At 68.1% G+C, this 17,949-nt stretch carries 17 protein-coding genes; 7 read left to right on the top strand and 10 right to left on the bottom strand.

Going from position 1 to position 17,949, the window contains the following annotated elements; translation table 11 throughout:
- Nucleotides 1-10: 10 nt before the first annotated feature.
- The 3 genes from purB to GONAM_RS12950 form a co-directional block, all read right to left on the bottom strand.
- Nucleotides 11-1,438, bottom strand: a complete 1,428-nt coding sequence (gene purB, locus GONAM_RS12940) for an adenylosuccinate lyase (RefSeq protein WP_006867205.1) — start codon at nucleotides 1,436-1,438, stop codon at nucleotides 11-13.
- A gap of 62 nt (nucleotides 1,439-1,500) precedes the next feature.
- Nucleotides 1,501-1,902, bottom strand: a complete 402-nt coding sequence (locus tag GONAM_RS12945; protein WP_040536428.1) for a hypothetical protein — start codon at nucleotides 1,900-1,902, stop codon at nucleotides 1,501-1,503.
- Nucleotides 1,903-1,945: 43 nt separating this feature from the next.
- The gene (locus GONAM_RS12950) at nucleotides 1,946-2,539 is read right to left on the bottom strand and encodes a TetR/AcrR family transcriptional regulator (RefSeq protein ID WP_174310921.1); all 594 of its coding nucleotides are present in this window, start codon (nucleotides 2,537-2,539) and stop codon (nucleotides 1,946-1,948) included.
- 101 nt (nucleotides 2,540-2,640) lie between these two features.
- Here GONAM_RS12950 and GONAM_RS22685 point away from each other — a divergent pair, with 101 nt between their 5' ends.
- The 4 genes from GONAM_RS22685 to GONAM_RS12965 all read left to right on the top strand — a co-directional run bounded on the left by GONAM_RS22685 (nucleotide 2,641) and on the right by GONAM_RS12965 (nucleotide 4,734).
- On the top strand, nucleotides 2,641-2,778 hold the full coding sequence (locus tag GONAM_RS22685; RefSeq protein ID WP_157159161.1) for a hypothetical protein: 138 nt from the start codon (nucleotides 2,641-2,643) through the stop codon (nucleotides 2,776-2,778).
- 217 nt (nucleotides 2,779-2,995) lie between these two features.
- The gene (locus GONAM_RS12955) at nucleotides 2,996-3,265 is read left to right on the top strand and encodes a metal-sensitive transcriptional regulator (protein WP_006867208.1); all 270 of its coding nucleotides are present in this window, start codon (nucleotides 2,996-2,998) and stop codon (nucleotides 3,263-3,265) included.
- 31 nt (nucleotides 3,266-3,296) lie between these two features.
- A complete protein-coding gene (locus GONAM_RS12960) occupies nucleotides 3,297-3,692 on the top strand; it encodes a DUF302 domain-containing protein (protein ID WP_006867209.1) in 396 nt (131 codons plus the stop codon).
- A 94-nt stretch (nucleotides 3,693-3,786) separates the two neighbouring features.
- Complete coding sequence (locus GONAM_RS12965; protein ID WP_006867210.1) at nucleotides 3,787-4,734, top strand: alpha/beta hydrolase; 948 nt, start codon at nucleotides 3,787-3,789, stop codon at nucleotides 4,732-4,734.
- An 87-nt stretch (nucleotides 4,735-4,821) separates the two neighbouring features.
- On the opposite strand, the gene purD is transcribed toward GONAM_RS12965, so the two are convergent.
- The 4 genes from purD to GONAM_RS12985 form a co-directional block, all read right to left on the bottom strand.
- Nucleotides 4,822-6,075 (bottom strand): phosphoribosylamine--glycine ligase, encoded by a 1,254-nt coding sequence (gene purD / locus GONAM_RS12970; RefSeq protein WP_174310916.1) that lies wholly within the window; start codon nucleotides 6,073-6,075, stop codon nucleotides 4,822-4,824.
- Nucleotides 6,076-6,111: 36 nt separating this feature from the next.
- Entirely contained in the window at nucleotides 6,112-7,317 is a 1,206-nt protein-coding gene (locus GONAM_RS12975; RefSeq protein WP_006867212.1) for a low temperature requirement protein A, read from the bottom strand.
- Between the two features lie 107 nt (nucleotides 7,318-7,424).
- Complete coding sequence (locus tag GONAM_RS12980; protein ID WP_006867213.1) at nucleotides 7,425-9,506, bottom strand: ArnT family glycosyltransferase; 2,082 nt, start codon at nucleotides 9,504-9,506, stop codon at nucleotides 7,425-7,427.
- Nucleotides 9,503-10,756 (bottom strand): bifunctional glycosyltransferase family 2/GtrA family protein, encoded by a 1,254-nt coding sequence (locus GONAM_RS12985; RefSeq protein ID WP_040536431.1) that lies wholly within the window; start codon nucleotides 10,754-10,756, stop codon nucleotides 9,503-9,505. The genes GONAM_RS12980 and GONAM_RS12985 overlap by 4 nt, the downstream gene beginning before the upstream one ends.
- Nucleotides 10,757-10,891: 135 nt before the next feature.
- Between GONAM_RS12985 and GONAM_RS12990 the strand changes: the two genes are divergently transcribed.
- Nucleotides 10,892-13,003 carry a RecQ family ATP-dependent DNA helicase gene (locus GONAM_RS12990; protein WP_006867215.1) on the top strand — a complete coding sequence of 704 codons (2,112 nt, stop codon included), beginning with the start codon at nucleotides 10,892-10,894 and terminating at the stop codon, nucleotides 13,001-13,003.
- A 47-nt stretch (nucleotides 13,004-13,050) separates the two neighbouring features.
- Here the strand turns inward: GONAM_RS12990 and GONAM_RS12995 are convergent, their stop codons facing one another.
- Nucleotides 13,051-13,476, bottom strand: a complete 426-nt coding sequence (locus tag GONAM_RS12995) for an HIT family protein (RefSeq protein ID WP_040536386.1) — start codon at nucleotides 13,474-13,476, stop codon at nucleotides 13,051-13,053.
- 92 nt (nucleotides 13,477-13,568) lie between these two features.
- Between GONAM_RS12995 and GONAM_RS13000 the strand changes: the two genes are divergently transcribed.
- Together GONAM_RS13000 and GONAM_RS13005 are read left to right on the top strand one after the other, a co-directional pair.
- Nucleotides 13,569-14,669, top strand: coding sequence for a DNA adenine methylase (locus GONAM_RS13000; RefSeq protein WP_439644546.1), 1,101 nt, complete (start codon nucleotides 13,569-13,571; stop codon nucleotides 14,667-14,669).
- Nucleotides 14,670-14,679: 10 nt separating this feature from the next.
- Nucleotides 14,680-15,519, top strand: a complete 840-nt coding sequence (locus GONAM_RS13005; protein ID WP_006867218.1) for a hypothetical protein — start codon at nucleotides 14,680-14,682, stop codon at nucleotides 15,517-15,519.
- Between the two features lie 208 nt (nucleotides 15,520-15,727).
- On the opposite strand, the gene GONAM_RS13010 is transcribed toward GONAM_RS13005, so the two are convergent.
- Both GONAM_RS13010 and GONAM_RS13015 read right to left on the bottom strand, forming a co-directional pair.
- The gene (locus GONAM_RS13010; RefSeq protein ID WP_006867219.1) at nucleotides 15,728-17,176 is read right to left on the bottom strand and encodes a sensor histidine kinase; all 1,449 of its coding nucleotides are present in this window, start codon (nucleotides 17,174-17,176) and stop codon (nucleotides 15,728-15,730) included.
- Nucleotides 17,176-17,898: a response regulator transcription factor gene (locus GONAM_RS13015; RefSeq protein ID WP_006867220.1), complete on the bottom strand. Its 723-nt coding sequence runs from the start codon at nucleotides 17,896-17,898 to the stop codon at nucleotides 17,176-17,178. Before GONAM_RS13015 ends, GONAM_RS13010 begins: the two co-directional genes overlap by 1 nt.
- Between the last annotated feature and the right edge of the window lie 51 nt (nucleotides 17,899-17,949).

The raw sequence follows: 17,949 nt of genomic DNA on the forward strand, positions 1-17,949 counted from the left end.
GAAACCAGCCCTAGAGGATCGGGGCAGGCGTGTAGGCGGCGGCCTCCGGGTACTGGCCGATGATCTTCTCCGCGGCGGCGATGACGTCGGCGACCTGCTGTTCGGCGGCACCGACGAAGACCGACTTGTCGGCGAGCAGCTCCTCGAGCTGGGCCCGGTCGAGCGGGATGCGGTCGTCGGCGGCGAGACGGTCGAGCAGGTCGGGCTCACGGCCCTCCTCGCGCATGGCCAGCGCCACCGCGACGGCGTTCTCCTTGATCGCCTCGTGCGCGGTCTCGCGACCCACACCCGCGCGCACCGACGCCATCAGCACCTTGGTGGTAGCGAGGAACGGCAGGTAGCGGTCGAGCTCGTTGGCGATCACTGCGGGGTACGCGCCGAACTCGGCGAGAACGGTCAGGAAGGTCTCCATCAGGCCGTCGATGGCGAAGAAGGCATCGGGCAGTGCGACGCGGCGGACCACCGAGCAGAAGACGTCGCCCTCGTTCCACTGGGCGCCGGCGAGTTCGGCGGCCATCGAGCCGTAGCCGCGCAGGACCACGGCGAGACCGTTGACCCGTTCGCAGCTGCGGGTGTTCATCTTGTGCGGCATCGCCGAGCTGCCGACCTGGCCGGGCTGGAAGCCCTCGGTCACCAGCTCGTGGCCGGCCATCAGCCGGATGGTGTGGGCCAGCGACGACGGTGCGGCGGCGACCTGCACGAGCGCGGACACGACGTCGTGGTCCAGCGACCGCGGGTAGATCTGGCCGACCGAGGTGAACGACCGCGCGAAACCGAGGTGGTCGGCGACGCGGGCCTCGAGGTCGGCGAGCTTGGTGGCGTCGCCGCCGAGGAGGTCGAGCATGTCCTGCGAGGTGCCCATCGGGCCCTTGATGCCGCGCAGCGGGTAGCGGTCGATCAGCTCGCGGAGCCGGGTGAGCGCGATCATCAGTTCGTCGGCGGCCGACGCGAAACGCTTGCCGAGGGTCGTGGCCTGCGCGGCGACGTTGTGGCTGCGGCCGGCCATGACGACCGAGGAGTACTGGGCGGCACGTTCGACGATGCGGGCCAGGACGGCGACACCGTGGGCGTGCACGTGCTCGAGAGAACGGAGGATCTGCAGCTGCTCGACGTTCTCGGTGAGGTCACGGCTGGTCATGCCCTTGTGGATCTGCTCGTGACCGGCGAGGGCGTTGAACTCCTCGATGCGGGCCTTCACGTCGTGGCGGGTGACGCGCTCACGATCGGCGATCGAGGCGAGATCGACCTGGTCGACGACGCGCTCGTAGTCGGCGATGGCGCCGGCAGGGATATCGATCCCGAGGTCGGCCTGTGCCTTCAGCACCGCGATCCACAGTCGCCGTTCGAGGGCGATCTTGGTGGTGGCCGACCACAGCTCGGCAAGGTCGGTGGAGGCATAGCGGCTGGCCAGGACGTTGGCAATGGCGGGCTTCGACACCCGCTCAGTGTAGGTCGATCGCGAGCGGATCCCGAATTCTCGGTGCCTGCCCTCGCGCCCGCTCAGAACGCGAAGCAGGTCCCGTTGGACCCGTAGCCCTGGCGCACCTTCACGAGAGTGGGCTGCGAGGCCTTGCCGTTCTGCACGGCGTAGAGGTACTTGTCTCCGATGCGACGGGGCACCCAGGTGACCGAGGCGAGGGCACCCGAGGGGAGATCGCGGCCGATGAACCGGGCCGGAAGACCCGGCTTGACCTCCCAGAACTCGACCCAGCCGGACGAGTTGACCGGGACGGTCACCGGATAGGTGCACCCGGTTCCGTAGACCACCGACGACAACGGAACGCCCGCGTCGACGCGACCGGCCGGAGCGGCCTGCGCACCGGGGGCGACGAGCATCGTGACCCCGAAGACCATGGACAGGAATGCGGCGGCCATACCCGCGCGGGTACGGCGCCTGCTCATCGAATCCCCCGACATCCGATCCCTTCTCTCTGTTCCGCTGCGATCACGCCCGCGGTGCCAGGACGTCGATCACCTCGAGCAGGGCGTCGCGCACCGCGTCGAGGGGCCGGACGCCGTTCTGTCCGAGGGCGCCGACGATGGCGCCGTCCTCGATCCCGATCAGCTGGGCGATGTGGGCGGGGTCGGCGACCCGGCCGGATTTGGCAAGGACGTCGAGATGGCACATCGACAGCGCCTGCCATCGTTCGCTGACCACCTCGCGAAGCATCGGGTACCGAGCCGACAACGCGATCATCTCGTAGCGGGCGGACAGCTGCTGCATCGTCGTGTCCTCCCCGACGATCACCTCGGCGAGGGCGGTCGACGTCGCGGTCTTTCCGCGGCGTCGACGCGGAAGTGTGTTGCAGCGCTCGGTGACCGCCTCCGCGTCGTGGCTGCAGAGACTGGCCGCCGCCTCGGCCATCAGATCGTCGAGGGAGGCGAAGTAGTACGTCGTAGACGCCAGTGGCAACTGGGCACGTTCGGCGACCGCACGATGACGGACGGCGTCGAAGCCGCCTTCGAGCAGCAGCTCGCCGGCGGCCTCGATCAAGCGAGACCGCCGTCGCGCACCCTTGGGGGTCGCCGCCGACGTCATCATATGGTTCATGCTGCCAAAGCCGTCCGTACCGCCGTATTGCTTTTGACCAAAGCGGTACAAGCACAGTCGAATTCCCGTATAAGAGGAGGACAACGGCGGTGAGCGCCCGGTTCACGTCGACGGCGGTCGATCATCGGACGGCAGGATCTCCTCCGCTCAAGGCCCACTACCGTGATCGCACGCAGTTCGACGGCCTCCACGCTGTCGCCGATTACGCGGCGCTCTACACCTCGTGAGACAGTCCGCGTTCGTCGGCTTCCTGTGTTAAAGGCTGGGCGCCCGTCTCAGCATCGACGTCCTCACCTCCCCGCGAATGTCACTGCCGCCCAAGCCGTCCACGGCGACCGACCGCGAGTGATTCGACTCCTGCATCACGAGACCAGACCTGATACCCCTAGGGGTATAGTCGAACTGGTCGGGTGAATCCTCGCGTTCGAACACAAGGAGGTCGTCATGGTTGGTGACGAAGAATCGATCGGCGTCGTACTCAACCGGCTGCGCCGCGCCCACGGGCAGCTCGCCGGCGTGATCTCGATGATCGAACAGGGACGTGACTGCAAGGACGTCGTGACCCAACTCGCCGCGGTGTCGAGTGCACTGGACCGTGCCGGCTTCAAGATCGTCGCGACCGGCTTCCGCGAATGCATGACCGGCGAACAGTCGAAGGACTCGGAGCCGATGACGATCGACCAACTGGAAAAGCTGTTCTTGGCGCTCGCCTGACGCAGCGGGAACACCCACGAGAGGAATGATCATGAAACTCGGTTACCGGACGACCCTGCAGACCGACTTCGACGACGCGGTTGCGCGGACGCGGGAAGCCCTCGGCGATGTCGGCTTCGGCGTGCTCACCGAGATCGACGTGAAGGCGACGCTCAAGAAGAAGCTCGACGAGGACATGGAGAACTACCTCATCCTCGGCGCCTGCAATCCGCAGTTCGCCCATCGCGCACTCGGGATCGAGCGGCAGATCGGTCTGCTGCTCCCCTGCAACGTCGTGGTGCGCGACGACACCGACAACCCGGGGACCGTCATCGTCGAGGCGATGAACCCCGACATCATGGTCGCGGTGACCGACGCCCCCGGCCTCCCCGAAGTGGCATCCGGCGCGGCCGAACTCCTGCAGAAGGCCATCGCGGCGCTCGACTGAGCGTCAAGTCAGAGACAGATTTCTCACAGCGTCGGCGCGTCGGCCGATTCGACGTTGCACCGGGCCCGGGTTCCCCGATTACCCTGTTGCTTCGATGACCAGCCTGCGATCCCGATTCTCCGACGACGCCGACCGCGACCTCCCGCGCGTGGGCCGTCGTGCCGTGCTCGCCGCCGGCGTCGGGGCCGCCGCCCTCGGACTGGCCGCATGCTCGGACAAGACGCCGTCGGCATCGGTGCAGCCGCGCAACCTCGAAGGCCGCGCAGCCGACGACGAACTGCCGGTCGAGACCTCACCGCCGCCGGTCACCAGCGGTCCCCCGCTGATCACCGGCAGCTTCAAGTCCGCCCGCATGGGCGGTCGCGACACCCGCTGGGCGGTCGCCCGACCCAACGGGGTGACCGGCAAGCTGCCCGTCGTCGTCGTGCTGCACGCGCTGAACACGAACGAGAAGACCATCTTCGGGTCGAAGCTCGAGATGCAGACCGTGATGCAGCAGTACGTGGACGCCGGCAACACCCCGTTCGCGCTCGCCGCTGCCGACGTGGGTCGCAACTACTACCACCGGCGGACCGACGGCACCGACGGTGGCGCGATGATCCTCGACGAGTTCCTACCGATGCTCGCGAACAACCCGCAGCTCAACCTGTCCACCGAGCGCATCGGCCTCTTCGGCTGGTCGATGGGCGGATACGGCGCGTTGCGTCTGGCATCGATGCTCGGCGCGCCGCGCGTAGCCGCTGTGGCCGTCAGCTCGCCGGCGATGTGGGCCGACCCGCGCAACTTCCCGCCGCGCGCCTTCGACGGCCTCGCCGACTACCAGGCCAACTCGCTGTTCGGCGCGCAGCCGAGTTTCGCGAAGATCCCGCTGCTGATCAACATCGGTTCGAGCGATCAGTTCTACACCTACACCCGCCAGTGGGCCGCGGGTCTTCACCCGCCGGCCGCCTTCGGCACCGCCGCCGGTGGTCACACCAACCGGTACTGGCGCAGCGTGCTCCCCGAGCAGATCGAGTTCCTCGGCCGCAACCTCGCGGACTGAACCCGGTTCCGCGAATTTCGCTCACTCATTCCGTTCCCGCTCACGCAAATCCGGTGAGCGGGAACGGAGAATGTGAGCGATGGTTCGCTAGATGCTGATCTTGCCCTCGAGGGCGTTGCGTCCGATGTCGGTGCGGAAGTGCGAGCCCGGCAGCTTGATCTTCTCGATCCGGGCGTAGGCCTGCGCGCGGGCCTCGGCGAGGTCGGCGCCGGTACCCACCACGGCCAGCACACGACCTCCGGCAGACACGATCGCACCGTCGGCGTTCTTGGACGTACCCGCGTGCAGCACACCCTCGGCGTCGGCGCCGGTGATGATGTCACCGGTGCGCGGCTTGCCGGGGTAGTTCTCGGCGGCGACGACCACGGTGACCGCGGCGCCGTCGTGCCATTCGAGCGCCGGCAGGTCGGCGAGCGTCCCGGTGGCGGTCGCGTTGAGCGCCGCGCCGAGCGGCGACTTCAGCAGCGCGAGGACCGCCTGGGTCTCGGGATCGCCGAAGCGGCAGTTGAATTCGACGACCGCGGGGCCGTCCGCGCCGATCGCGAGCCCGGCGTACAGGAGACCTGAGAACGGGATTCCGCGCTTGACCATCTCGGCCGCAACGGGTTTGACGACCTCGTCGACGATGCGTTCGGTCATCTCGGCGGGCAGCCACGGCAGCGGGGTGTAGGCGCCCATGCCGCCGGTGTTGGGTCCGGCGTCGTTGTCGCCGACCCGCTTGTGGTCCTGCGCGGGCAGCAGCGGCACCACGGTCTCGCCGTCGACGAGGCAGAACAGGGACACCTCGGGGCCGTCGAGGAAACTCTCCAACAGGACGGGGTGTCCGCTCTCCAGACACTCCGCGGCGTGATCGCGGGCGACGTCACGGTCGGGCGTGACGACGACGCCCTTACCCGCGGCGAGACCGTCGTCCTTGACCACCCAAGTGGGTCCGAAACGGTCGAGGGCGGCGTCGAGATGGGCCGGGTTGTCGACGATCTCCGCATGCGCGGTCTTCACGCCCGCAGCGGCCATCACGTCCTTGGCGAAGGCCTTGGAACCCTCGATCTGCGCGGCCTGCGCACCGGGTCCGAAAGTCGCGATACCGGCCTCGCGCAGCGCATCGGCGACACCGAGGACCAGGGGCACCTCAGGTCCGATGACCACGAGGTCGGCTTCCAGCTTCTGCGCCAGGGCCACGACCGCCTCACCGGAGACCACGTCGACGGCATGGTTGGTGGCGATCGCCGAGGTTCCGGCGTTGCCGGGAGCGACATGCAGGTCGGTGACCGACGGATCGTTCTTGAGGCCGATGAGAAGGGCATGTTCGCGGCCGCCCGAGCCGATCACGAGTACTCGCACGACCATGACTCTAAACGACCGCGCACACGGCCCGCGTCACGCGCCGGTGAGCTCCCGGACGGCCCGCTCTCGACGCGCGGTCCCGAACGCCTCGTCGACGATCACCATCACCACCGGCGCCAGCGAGGCGACCACGATCGTCGTGATCACCAACAGACCCGCCAGACACAGGAGCATGGCCGCGGCAACCGTCGCCACGACCGCGAGCGCCTGTACGAGCGAAAACCCGTCGAAGCCGAGGAGGTACCCCTCCATCGCGACCACGCCCAGACAGAACACCACGAGCGGGATGGCGAGACTCGCGACGACGAGCGCGTCGTCGAGCACGGCGTGGTGCTCCAGATAGAGGGCCGCGACATGGAGGCCGACGCCGACACCCACAGCGGCCATGAACAAGACGATGTGGCCGTAACCCCACGCGAAAGACTTCTCCCGGCGGGCGTGCAGGACGTCGCCGGTGGGCACCGCGCTGTAGATCCACCACATGGCGAAGGTCGTGGTCATCGTCGCGAAGCCGAGGATCGCGGTGTCCAGGGTCCACCCGTCGACGGCTACCTGGGCGCCGAGCAGCGCGACCACACCGACGACACCCTCGCCGAGGGTCACGATCGTGAGGAGGGAGTACCGCTCGGCGATGTGGTGGGCATGCCACGGCGTGCCGGCGGTCCGGGTCTCGGCGATCACCGGACCCGTCAACTCGATCAGGACGCCGATGAGCATCGCCACGACGGTCATCACCAGCGGCAGGTGGGCGATCAGGACTGCCACCCACCAGATCTGGGCCACGACGGTCGCGACGGCGTAGATCAGGCACGCGCGCCGGCAGCGTTCGCTCTGCGACGCCGCACGTAGCCACTGGATGACCATGCCGACGCGCATCACGATGTAGCCCAGGATCAGGATGCGGTTGTCGATGTCACCGCCGCCGGCCACCGAGTCGAACACCGGCGGCATACCGACGGCGATGATCGCGACGCCGATCATCTGGACGAGCGTGACGACGCGGAAGACCCAGTCGTCGGTGTCGAAGGCCGACGCGAACCAGGCGAAGTTGATCCACGCCCAGATCGCCGAGAACGTACAGAGGAAGAAGCCGATGAAGGCCGCCGTGTAGTGCGCCTCGGCGAACTGATGACCGGCCAGGGTCGTCGCCACGGAGAAGCCGACGACGAAGACGAGGTCGTAGAACAACTCGAGACCGGTCGCGACCCGCCCGTCCTGGTGCGGGTCGCGACCGGTCATCCGAGTCAGTCGCGATCGTGAGCGAGTCGTGGTCGCATCACTCGTGCTGGTGCCGTCCCCCGGTTTCACAGGGTGAACTCTAGATCGCCAGGGGAGGCCCGGCTGCTCTACCGGGTCAGGTCGTACATCGTGACCCCGTCGACCGTCACCGCGGTGAAGTTCTCCTCAACCCACGCGCTGATCTGCGACGCCGGGCGTTCGGAGTCCGTACCCATGCCTGGTCCGCCCATCCCCGGTCCTCCGCCGCCGAGGAAGTAGTGGATCTTCTTCTCGGCGACCAGCTTCTGGAACTCGGCGAGGGTCGGTGACGGATCGCTGCCGTTGAACCCGCCGATCGGCATCACCGAGTGGCCGGTCTCGAGCTGGTAGCCCGACGCCGAGTTGGACCCGATCGCCGCAGCGACCCACGTGTACCGGTCGGCGTCGGCGTTCAGCTTCTCGACAACGGCAGCCGTCGGCGTCGAACCGCGCAGCAGGCCACCGGGGCCGTCGCCGCCGCGTCCACCGGGCATGCCCAGGCCGCCGGGCATGCCCTGGCCGGGCGCGCCTGGCATCGCCTGCCCGGGCGCGCCTGGCATGCGCTGACCCGGCCCACCGGGCATGCCCCGACCGTCGGGACCGCCGCGTCCACCGGGGCCGCCGCGTCCGCCCGGACCACCGAACTCACCCTCGACCCGCGGGCCGGCGGTGATGATCGATCCGCTCTTCTCGGTTGCCACCGTGTCGATCGTGTACGCAACCGGTCCCGCGAGACCGGCGAGAATCGCACCGGTGATCGCTGCCGCCGCTACGCTGCGCACGTTTGCGAAGATCATCGCCGCACCGGCGACCAGGCCGACGACGAGGACCGCGAAGCGCAGCCACGGCACGAAGTCGGGCGTCCGGTTCAGCAGGACGAAGCCCCAGACGGCCGCGATCCACACGGATGCGCCGAGCGCGATCCGGACCCACAACCGATCGCGGTGCGTCCAGCAGACCGCCGCACCACCGGCCACGAGAGCAGCGACCGCCGGGGCGAGGGCTGCGGTGTAGTACTGGTGGAAGATCCCGGCCATGAAGCTGAAGACACCCATCGTGACCAGGAGCCACAGTCCCCAGACCGCCAGATATGCGCGACGCGGATCGGTCCGTCGGGCCCTGCCGATCAGGACTGCCGCCACGACCGCGAGCAGCAGACCGGTCGGGATGAGCCAGGCGATCTGACCGCCCTGCGCGGGTTCGAACATCCGCAGCCATCCGGTCTCACCCCACGCGCCACCACCAGGCCTGCCAGGTCCGCCGGGACCGCCGGCGCCACCCATCTCGCCCATTCCGGAACGGCCGGGCACGACCGCTCCGGTCTCGTTGCCGTTGAGACGACCGAAGCCGTTGTAGCCGAGAGTCAGCTCGAGGATCGAATTGTTCTGCGAGCCACCGATGTACGGCCGCGAGGACGCCGGCCAGAGTTCGACGGCGAGAATCCACCAGCCGGCACTGACGATCATCGCGCCGAGTGCGGCGAACAGCTGGCCCAACCGCCGCAGCCAGCCATGCGGACCGAAGGCCAGGTAGGTGACCGACAGCGCGGGCACGATCATCATCACCTGCAGTTGCTTGGTGAGGAATCCGAACCCGACGAAGACGCCGGTGAGGATCAGCCACCGCCACCGACCGTCGTCGATGGCCTTCATCAACGACCAGACGGCCGCGATCATCAGCAGGATGAGCAGGGCTTCGGGGTTGTCGAAGCGGAACATCAACGCCGCGACCGGCGTCAGCGCCAGCACCGTACCGGCGAGGATTCCGGCCCGGTGGCCGAAGTACTTTCGCGTGATCAGATAGAGCAGTGCGACCGACGCCACGCCCATCAGGACCTCAGGTACCAGGATGGACCACGAGTTGACGCCGAAGATGCGCGCACTGAGTCCTGGAATCCACAGCGAGGCAGGCGGTTTGTCGACGGTGATCGAGTTCGCCATGTCCGACGATCCGAAGAACCACGCCTTCCACGATTCCGAACCGGCCTGGATGGCCGCCGAGTAGAAGGAGTTGGCCCAACCGTTGATCGAGAGATTCCAGAGATAGAGGACGCCGGTGCCGATCAGCAGCGCGGCCAGCGAGAGACGCTGCCACAGAGGGTTCTTCGACGGGGTTGACGCTGCGATGGGTTCCGTCGGGGTGGCGGGCGGGTCGATGATCGTTGTCGTCATGCGGCAATCTCCGGTGTCTTGCGGAACACCCAGCGGAGACCGACGAATCGGGTGAGTGTGGCCACCAGATTCGCGATCACCAGGATGATCAGTTCGATGTGTTTGGTCGCCTCCGGGGCGACGGTGTGCAGCAACAGCAGCGCGCCGGCGGTGACCAGCCAACCGAACAGGAACACGGCGAGGCCGAACAGTTGGTGTCTCAGCGCATTGTCGCGTCCGCGGACCCCGAAGCTGAACCGGCGGTTGGCCGCGGTGTTGAGGACAGCGGTGATCGCGAGGGCGACCAGGTTCGAAACCTGCGCCCCCAGGAACGAGTGAAGCGCCAGGAACAACACCGCGAAAGCGAGCGTCGATGCCACGCCCACCACGCAGAACCGGGCGAGCTGCCCGACCAGTCCCTTGGGCACGCCGTCGATCTGGGGTCCGGCCGCACGGTCGCGACCGATGGAGGCTCGGAGCTGGGCGATCGGCAGCCGGCCCATGGCCAGCGCGAGACCGACTCGCGCACAACCCTTCAAGTCGGCGAGGGCGGTGGGCACGATGTCGACGGTGCTGTCCGGGTCGTCGACCCAGTCGACCGGGATCTCCGCGATCCGCAGCCCGATCTGTTCGGCGAGCACGAGCAGCTCGGTGTCGAAGAACCAGCCGGTGTCGACCACGAAGGGCAGCAATTGGCGGGCGATGTCGGTGCGCATGGCCTTGAATCCGCACTGCGCGTCGGAGAACCTGGCGCCCATGGCCGTTCGGAGTATGAGGTTGTACGAGCGGGAGATGAACTCCCGCTTGGGTCCGCGGACCACACGCGAGGAGCGGCTGAGCCGGGTGCCGATCGCGATGTCGGAATGCTTCGACACCAGCGGGGCGATCAGCGGCATCAGCGCGTTGAGGTCGGTGGACAGATCGACGTCGCAGTAGGCGACGATCTCGGCGTCGCTGCGCTGCCAGACCGCGTTCAGCGCACGACCACGCCCCTTTTCTTCGAGGTGAACGACGCGGACGCCCTCGAGCCCGTCGACCAATCCGATGGCGATCGCGAGCGTGTCGTCGGTGCTGGCGTTGTCGGCGACGGTGATGCGCGCCGAATACGGCACGTGCCGCCGCAGATGGTCGGCGAGGCGGCGTACCGACGACGCGAGGTCGGCCTGTTCGTTGTAGACGGGGACGACGATGTCGAGGACCGGGGTAGACACCGAGCTGTCGGCGAGCGTGTACACCTGCGCCGTCCGGCCCGGCGGTGCTTGCGGGATCATGAGGACCACGATCGGTCCGTACCCTCGAACCTCTCTGGAACCCCGCTGCGAGGTTCCTGTGAACGGATCGGACCGGGTCGTCGCCGCTGTGCACCGCCGACCGGTGGTGTCGGGCGTCGCCACTACATTGGGCTCATGGCTCCCACCCTCTCCCCTGACCAGCTGACCGCCGCCAATCGGGTCATCACCAGCCTGGCCGGTGAGGGTGCCCAGCTGCGCGAGGACCAGCTGCGCGCCGTGACCGCACTGGCCGGTGGCGAGCCCGGTAGTCCCGGCGCGCGGGTCCTGGTGGTTCAGGCGACCGGGTGGGGCAAGTCGGCGGTCTACTGGTCGGCCACCGCGATCATCCGCGCGGGTGGCGGCGGACCCACGCTGATCGTGTCCCCGCTGCTGTCGCTCATGCGCGACCAGGTGGCCGCAGCGGCTCGCGGCGGCCTGTCCGCGGCGACGCTGAACTCGTCGAACGTCGACGAGTGGTCGGCCATCGAGGCGCAGCTGCGGGCCGGCGACCTCGACGTCCTGCTCGTCTCACCGGAACGCCTGGCGAATCCCGGCTTCGGCCGCCGCGTGCTCGACGCGCTGGCCGGCAATCTCGGGCTGCTGGTGATCGACGAGGCGCATGCCGTCTCCGACTGGGGCCACGACTTCCGGCCCGACTACCGTCGTGTCGCCGATGTACTGCGCTCGGTCAACCCGACGACGCCGGTCCTGGCGACCACCGCGACCGCCAACGCGCGCGTCACCGAGGACGTTGCCGCGCAGCTCGACTCCGGTTCCGACGCGCCCACACTCGTCCTCCGCGGGCCGCTCGCCCGAAAGTCGTTGCACCTCAACGTCCTCGACGGACTCTCGCCCGTGCAGCGATACGGCTGGGTGGCGCAGGCCCTGCCCCACCTCCCGGGTTCGGGCATCGTCTACGTCCTCACCGTCGCCGACGCCGACCGGCTCGTCGAGGCCATCCGGGCGGTACACGGGGATTCGGTGGACGTCGCCGCCTACACCGGCCAGCTCGATGCCGACCGCCGGCATGAGCTCGAAGACGCGTTGCTGCACAACAAGGTGAAGGCGCTCGTCGCGACCTCCGCCCTCGGGATGGGTTACGACAAACCAGACCTCGGTTTCGTCGTGCACGTCGGTTCGCCGCCCTCGCCGGTCTCCTACTACCAGCAGGTGGGTCGTGCCGGGCGCGCCCTCGACGACGCTGTCGTGATGTTGCTGGCCTCGCAGACCGACGACCGGATCTGGGATCACTTCGCCACCGCGACCATCCCCGATCCCGACAAGATGCGCGACCTGCTGGCGGCGCTGGAGGCCGCCGACGAACCGCAGTCGCCCATCCAGCTCGAGGCCGCCACCCGCTTCCGTCGTACGCGGATCGAGTTGATGCTCAAGCAGCTCGCCGTCGACGGCATCACCGACCGCACCCCGGACGGCTGGGTCGCCACCGGCAAGCCCTGGACCTACGACGCCGCACACTACGACGGGGTACTCGCCGTTCGTCGTCGCGAGGCCGACATCATGCGCTCCTACATCGCCGGCCGCACCTGCCTGATGCGGCTGCTGACCGAATCGCTCGACGACCCGCAAGCCGCCGACTGCGGCCGCTGCTCGGTCTGCCGCGGCAAACTGAGCGAGGGACTCCCCGACACCGTCGATGCCGAGGTGGTCCGCACCGTCACGTCGACGCTGCGCCGCAAGGCATCTACGCTCGATCCTCGGAAGATGTGGCCGGGCGGCGAATTCGGCCGCCGCGGAAGGATTCCCGCTGACCTCCTCGCCCAACCGGGCCGCGTCCTGGCGCACGCCGACGCACCCGAATGGGTGGAGGTGCTGGCGGCCGCCCGCAACGGCGACGAGCGTGCACTGGCCGAACTCGGCGACGCCGCCGTCGCGACACTCTCATCCTGGGTCCGCGAGACGGGTGTCCGCGCCGACGTCATCGTGTCTCTCCGCCTCACCGGCACCAACCTGGCCGAGACGCTCGCCGAGCACCTGCGCACAGTCGGGAAAAGGGGCGGCGGAACCTTCCCCGTCCGCATGGGCGACCCGCCGACCGACGCGACCGGCGCGGTCGAGGCCGCCTACTGGCGCGACCACCTCGGCGACCCGCCCGACGTCGCCGGACAGAACGTGATGCTCGTCGTCGACGCCAACAGCTCCGGCTGGCCGATCACCCTGGCGGCCGCGGCACTCCGCGAAGCCGGGGCGGGCGCGGTCCTACCGCTGCTGATCCACCGAACGGTCTGACCCTTCGAGACGCTCGCAAGCTCGCTCCTCAGGGAGCACGAGAGGGGTCAGTCGGCGACGTACTCGCCGTAGCCCAGCGAGCGCAGACTGGCGCGGATCTTCTCGGCCGCGGCGTCGAGGTCCTCGGGCTTGGCGTTCTTGTTCGCGTTGGCGAGGTCGAAGGTCTCGAGCGAGAGTCCCTGGAAGACGTGGATGTGCACGTGGGGAACCTCGAGGCCGGCGATGAGCAGACCGATGCGCGGTGCGTCGAAGGCGTCCTTGACGGCCTGGCCGACCTTCTGGGCGACGCCGCTGAGGTGGGCGAACAGCGAGCTGTCGATCTGCTCCCAGTGGTCGACCTCGTTGCGCGGCACCACCAGTACGTGGCCGGGGGTGACCGGCTCGATGGTCAGGAAAGCGACGGCCTCGCCGTCCTTCCAGACGAATCGACCCGGGATGTCGCCGTTGATGATCATGCTGAAGACCGATGCCATGCGCCCGAGTCTAGATGTTGTGGGGTTCGGCACCACCTGCCGCAACCGTGTTCTCCACGGCGCTGTCGGGGGTCCATGACATTCTTTTCGGTGTGAGTGGGCCAGAATCCTCCCGATCGGGACGCAGCACCGGCAGACCTGTCGGATCCAGTGACGTCCTGGCCCGCGCACAGCGGTTCCCGCGGCTGCGGTACATGGGATCGAAGTACCGGCTCCTCCCCCACCTCGAGCGCACCTTCGCCGAGATCGGCGGGTCGACCGCGGTCGACGCGTTCTCCGGGTCGGGCGTGGTGTCCTACCTGCTGAAGGCCCAGGGTTTCGAAGTCCTCAGCAACGACTTCCTCCACTTCCCGCACGTCATCACGCGTGCCTCGGTGGCGAATTCGAGCGTCCGCCTCGAACCGGACCTCGTCGAGCAGATCTGCGGGCCGGCCGCCGACGACCGCGACTACATCTCCAGCACCTTCGACGGCTTGTACTTCACCGCAGAGGACCGCGCATTCCTCGACTCGGCCTGGTCGCATATCGATGCGTTGCGTGGATACCGCCGCGACCTGGCCATCTCCGCGCTCGTTCTCTCCGCTGCCCGCAAGCAGCCGCGCGGGGTGTTCACCTTCACCGACTCCACCCGCTATGCCGACGGGCGCCGCGACCTCACGATGTCCCTGCGCGACCACTTCCGGCTGCGCGCGGCGGCCGACTACAACGGCACTGTGTTCAGCAACGGCTGCAGCAACCGAAGCGTCCAGGGCGACATCTTCGACCTCGACCTGCCGTGGTCGGCGCCGCCGGACCTCGTCTACCTCGACCCTCCGTACGCGCCGCCCACCGACGACAACGACTACATCAAGCGCTATCACTTCCTCGAGGGCCTCTCCGCGTACTGGCGCGGCATGACCATCATGGAGAACACCAAAACCAAGAAGCTGCCCAAGCGTTTCACGCCGTTCGCCTACAAACGGACCATCGAGGACGCACTGCTGCGGACGTTCGAACATTTCGAGGACGCAGGCGCGATCGTGTTGTCGTATTCGTCGAATGCGTTGCCGGGCAAGGACCGCATCGTCGACCTGCTCGGCAAGGTCAAGCCCTCGGTCGAGGTGATCGCCATCGACCACAAGTACAGCTTCGGCACGCACGCTGCCGCCACCCGTCGTGACGTCAGCGAGTTCCTGTTCATCGGACGGGACTGACGCCGAACACATGAGTGACGCAGTTGACTTCGAGGACTACCTGAAGTCGTTGGGACGGTTGACCTCTCACGTCGACCCCACCGCCTCCACCCCGGAGGCCGAGCGGATCGTCGAGGCCACCGCCAGCCTCGGCGGACTCCTCGACACCGACATCACCGGTCTCGCCGCGTGGGTGCGCGACAACCCCAACGACGTCCCGGTGCTCGGGCTCGCGGTCGGGTTGTCGCAGGAGAAACTCAAGAACGCATTGCGCGACCGGTTCGACACCAGCGGATGGCACGGACTGGCGCGCACCCAGCCCGTCGACCTGGTGACCTGGCTCGACGCGGAGTTCGACCTCGTCCGGATGCTGCGGGCCCAGATGGAACGCACCTACACCTTCGCCGACATCCTCGTGGCGCGCGCCGGGACCCGGGCCACCGCGACCCGGGCCGGCGCATCGGGCCGTCGCATCGAGGACGAGATCGAGGACATCGCACGCGATCTCGGATTGGACTACACGACGCGATCGCGGTTCGTCGGCCGCAACGGGCGCACCGCCCCCGCCGACCTCATCGTGGGCGACCCCAACTCCGCCGACATCGTGGTGGCAGCCAAGGGTTTCGACTCGACCGGCTCGAAGCTCACCGACGCCGTGCGCGAGATCGAGGAGATGGCCGAGGTCCGCCTCCCCACCCAGCTCGTACTCGCGGTGATCGACGGGATCGGCTGGAAGTCACGGCAATCCGATCTCCGACGCATCCACCAGCTGTGGGCCACCCGCCAGATCGACGGCATGTACACCCTCGTCACCCTCGACCAGTTCCGCACCGACGTGGCCGAGTTCGCCAGGTTGCGGCGCCTGATCTGACCCTTCGATACGCCCCTCCGCAAGCTCCGGGGCTACTCAGGGAGCAGGAACTGACGACCTGCGCAAGCTCCGGGGCTACTCAGGGAGCAGGAACCGACGCCCTCCGCAAGCTCCGGGGCTACTCAGGGAGCAGGAACCGACGCCCTCCGCAAGCTCCGGGGCTACTCAGGGAGCAGGAACTGACGCCCTCCGCAAGCTCCGGGGCTACTCAGGGAGCGATGGACAGCGGCAGTCGTACCCAGAAGGTTGCGCCCTCACCGGGTGTCGAATCGACACCGACCCGGCCGCCGTGCGCTTCGACCAGCGCGGCGACGATGGACAGTCCCAAGCCGTTTCCGCCGCCCGACCCCCGGTGGCGTGACTGGTCGCCGCGGTAGAACCGCTCGAAGACGTGATCCGCGTCCTCCGGGGTCAGGCCCTGTCCGGTGTCGGCGACCGTGAGCACCGCCTCGGAGGTGCCGTTCGCGCCGGTGTCGACCGAGACCCCGACCGTGATCGATGCCTCCGCCGGCGTGTGGTTGATCGCGTTGCCGATGAGGTTGCGCAGCACCTGCAGGAGTCGCGGCCCGTCTCCGGAGACCAGCGGCGGCTGGTCGCCGGTCGTCACCTCGAGCTCGATGTCGCGCTCGGGGGCGGCGACGCGCGCTGACTGGACGGCATCTGCGGCCAGGCTCAGCAGGTCGACGGGCGCGGTGGCGATGGGGCGTTGCACGTCGAGACGCGCCAGCATCAGCAGGTCTTCGACGAGCACGTTCATCCGGCCGGCCTCGTCGTTGATCCGGCGCATCGCGTCGGTGACGTCGGGAACGCCGCCCTGCGAATAGAGTTCGGCGAATCCCTTGATCGACGTCAGCGGGGTGCGCAGTTCGTGGCTGGCGTCGGCGATGAAGCGTCGCATCTCCTCCTCGGAGGCGCGGGCCTGCCGTTCAGAGGCCGCCGTGGTGGCAAAGGCGTGCTGGATCTGGCCGAGCATCGTGTTCAGCGAATCCGACAGGCTACCGACCTCGGTGTTGGGTGCGGCCAGCGGAACCCGTCGAGTGAGGTCGCCCGCCGCGATCGCATGTGCCGTCTCCTCGACCCTGCGGAGGGGACGGAGACTCGTCCGCACCAGCAGGTAGCTGAGCACCCCGATGAGCACCACGACCACGGCACCGATCGCGAACTGCAACCAGATCAGCCGGCTGATCGTGGCGTCGATGTCGGACATCGGTGTGGCGACGATCGACGTGCCGAATTGGTTGCTGCGCTTGATCACCCGCCACTGCGGGCCGCCGGACTCCACCGATCCGACCGTGACCGGGCCGACATTGTCACCGGTGAGTCCGTCGAGGTCCGGGGCGTGGTCGAACTGGTTGTAGACGTTGACCGTGGACAGACCGGCCGGCCCGTGGAGAATCGACTCCACGTAGTACGGCGACGGCGGACGACGCGGCCCCGGCGGACCGGGGCGCGGCTCGTTGGCCGGCGAGCGCGGATCGGCCCAGGTGCGGGTGGCGTTGACCAGTCCCTCGTCGGCGCGGGAGATGAGGTCCTGGCGCATCGACGAGGTGACCGCGACCCCGGAGGCCAGCAACCCGACGACCACGAGCGCGAGCGTGAGAGCAACCAGGGAGAACCGGAGTGGCACACCGCGTCTGCGGGCCTCGGACGCGGTCATCAGTCGCGCGGCTCGCGCATCACATAGCCGACGCCGCGCAGGGTGTGGATGAGACGCTTCTCGCCATTGTCGAGTTTCCGACGCAGGTAGGAGACATAGGACTCGACGACGTTGACCTCGCCGCCGAAGTCGTAGTTCCAGACATGGTCGAGGATGCGGGGTTTGGACAGCACCGTGCCGGCGTTGACCATGAAGTAACGCAGCAGGGTGAACTCGGTCGGCGAGAGCTGTACCGGCTTGCCGGCCTTGAAGACCTCGTGGGTCTCGTCGTCGAGTTCGATGTCGGCGAAGGTGATCCGGGACGAGGCCTGCTGCTCCTCACCGAAACCGCTGCGGCGCAGCAACACCTGCAGGCGGGCGACGACCTCTTCGAGGCTGAACGGCTTGGTGACGTAGTCGTCGCCGCCGATCGTCAAACCGTTGACCTTGTCCTCCACCGAGTCGCGCGCCGACAGGAACAGGGCGGGCGCCTCGACCCCGTCCGCGCGCAGACGACGCAACAGTCCGAAGCCGTCCATGCCCGGCATCATCACGTCGAGGATCAGGATGTCGGGTTTGCTGCTGCGGCACTTGTCGATCGCGGCCGGTCCGTCCGCGGCCGTGTCGACGTCGTATCCCTGGAACTTCAGCGACACCGACAGCAGCTGGCGGATGTTCTCCTCGTCGTCGACGACGAGAACCTTCGCGCCGCGCGCGTCGTCGTTTCTGGCTGGTCCGGTCACCCTCCTACTGTCGCAGAACCCGCTGGCACGTCACTGGTCGGATGCTGGGAG

Source organism: Gordonia namibiensis NBRC 108229 (assembly GCF_000298235.1).
Taxonomy (GTDB): domain Bacteria; phylum Actinomycetota; class Actinomycetes; order Mycobacteriales; family Mycobacteriaceae; genus Gordonia; species Gordonia namibiensis.

What these genes read in the sequence shown, in the direction of transcription:
- GONAM_RS12945 (WP_040536428.1), bottom strand. Translation starts at nt 1,902, where the DNA reads ATGAGCAGGCGCCGTACCCGCGCGGGTATGGCCGCCGCATTCCTGTCC.
- GONAM_RS12950 (WP_174310921.1), bottom strand. Translation starts at nt 2,539, where the DNA reads ATGACGTCGGCGGCGACCCCCAAGGGTGCGCGACGGCGGTCTCGCTTG.
- GONAM_RS12955 (WP_006867208.1), top strand. Translation starts at nt 2,996, where the DNA reads ATGGTTGGTGACGAAGAATCGATCGGCGTCGTACTCAACCGGCTGCGC.
- GONAM_RS12960 (WP_006867209.1), top strand. Translation starts at nt 3,297, where the DNA reads ATGAAACTCGGTTACCGGACGACCCTGCAGACCGACTTCGACGACGCG.
- GONAM_RS12965 (WP_006867210.1), top strand. Translation starts at nt 3,787, where the DNA reads ATGACCAGCCTGCGATCCCGATTCTCCGACGACGCCGACCGCGACCTC.
- GONAM_RS12975 (WP_006867212.1), bottom strand. Translation starts at nt 7,317, where the DNA reads ATGACCGGTCGCGACCCGCACCAGGACGGGCGGGTCGCGACCGGTCTC.
- GONAM_RS12980 (WP_006867213.1), bottom strand. Translation starts at nt 9,506, where the DNA reads ATGACGACAACGATCATCGACCCGCCCGCCACCCCGACGGAACCCATC.
- GONAM_RS12985 (WP_040536431.1), bottom strand. Translation starts at nt 10,756, where the DNA reads ATGATCCCGCAAGCACCGCCGGGCCGGACGGCGCAGGTGTACACGCTC.
- GONAM_RS12990 (WP_006867215.1), top strand. Translation starts at nt 10,892, where the DNA reads ATGGCTCCCACCCTCTCCCCTGACCAGCTGACCGCCGCCAATCGGGTC.
- GONAM_RS12995 (WP_040536386.1), bottom strand. Translation starts at nt 13,476, where the DNA reads ATGGCATCGGTCTTCAGCATGATCATCAACGGCGACATCCCGGGTCGA.
- GONAM_RS13005 (WP_006867218.1), top strand. Translation starts at nt 14,680, where the DNA reads ATGAGTGACGCAGTTGACTTCGAGGACTACCTGAAGTCGTTGGGACGG.
- GONAM_RS13010 (WP_006867219.1), bottom strand. Translation starts at nt 17,176, where the DNA reads ATGACCGCGTCCGAGGCCCGCAGACGCGGTGTGCCACTCCGGTTCTCC.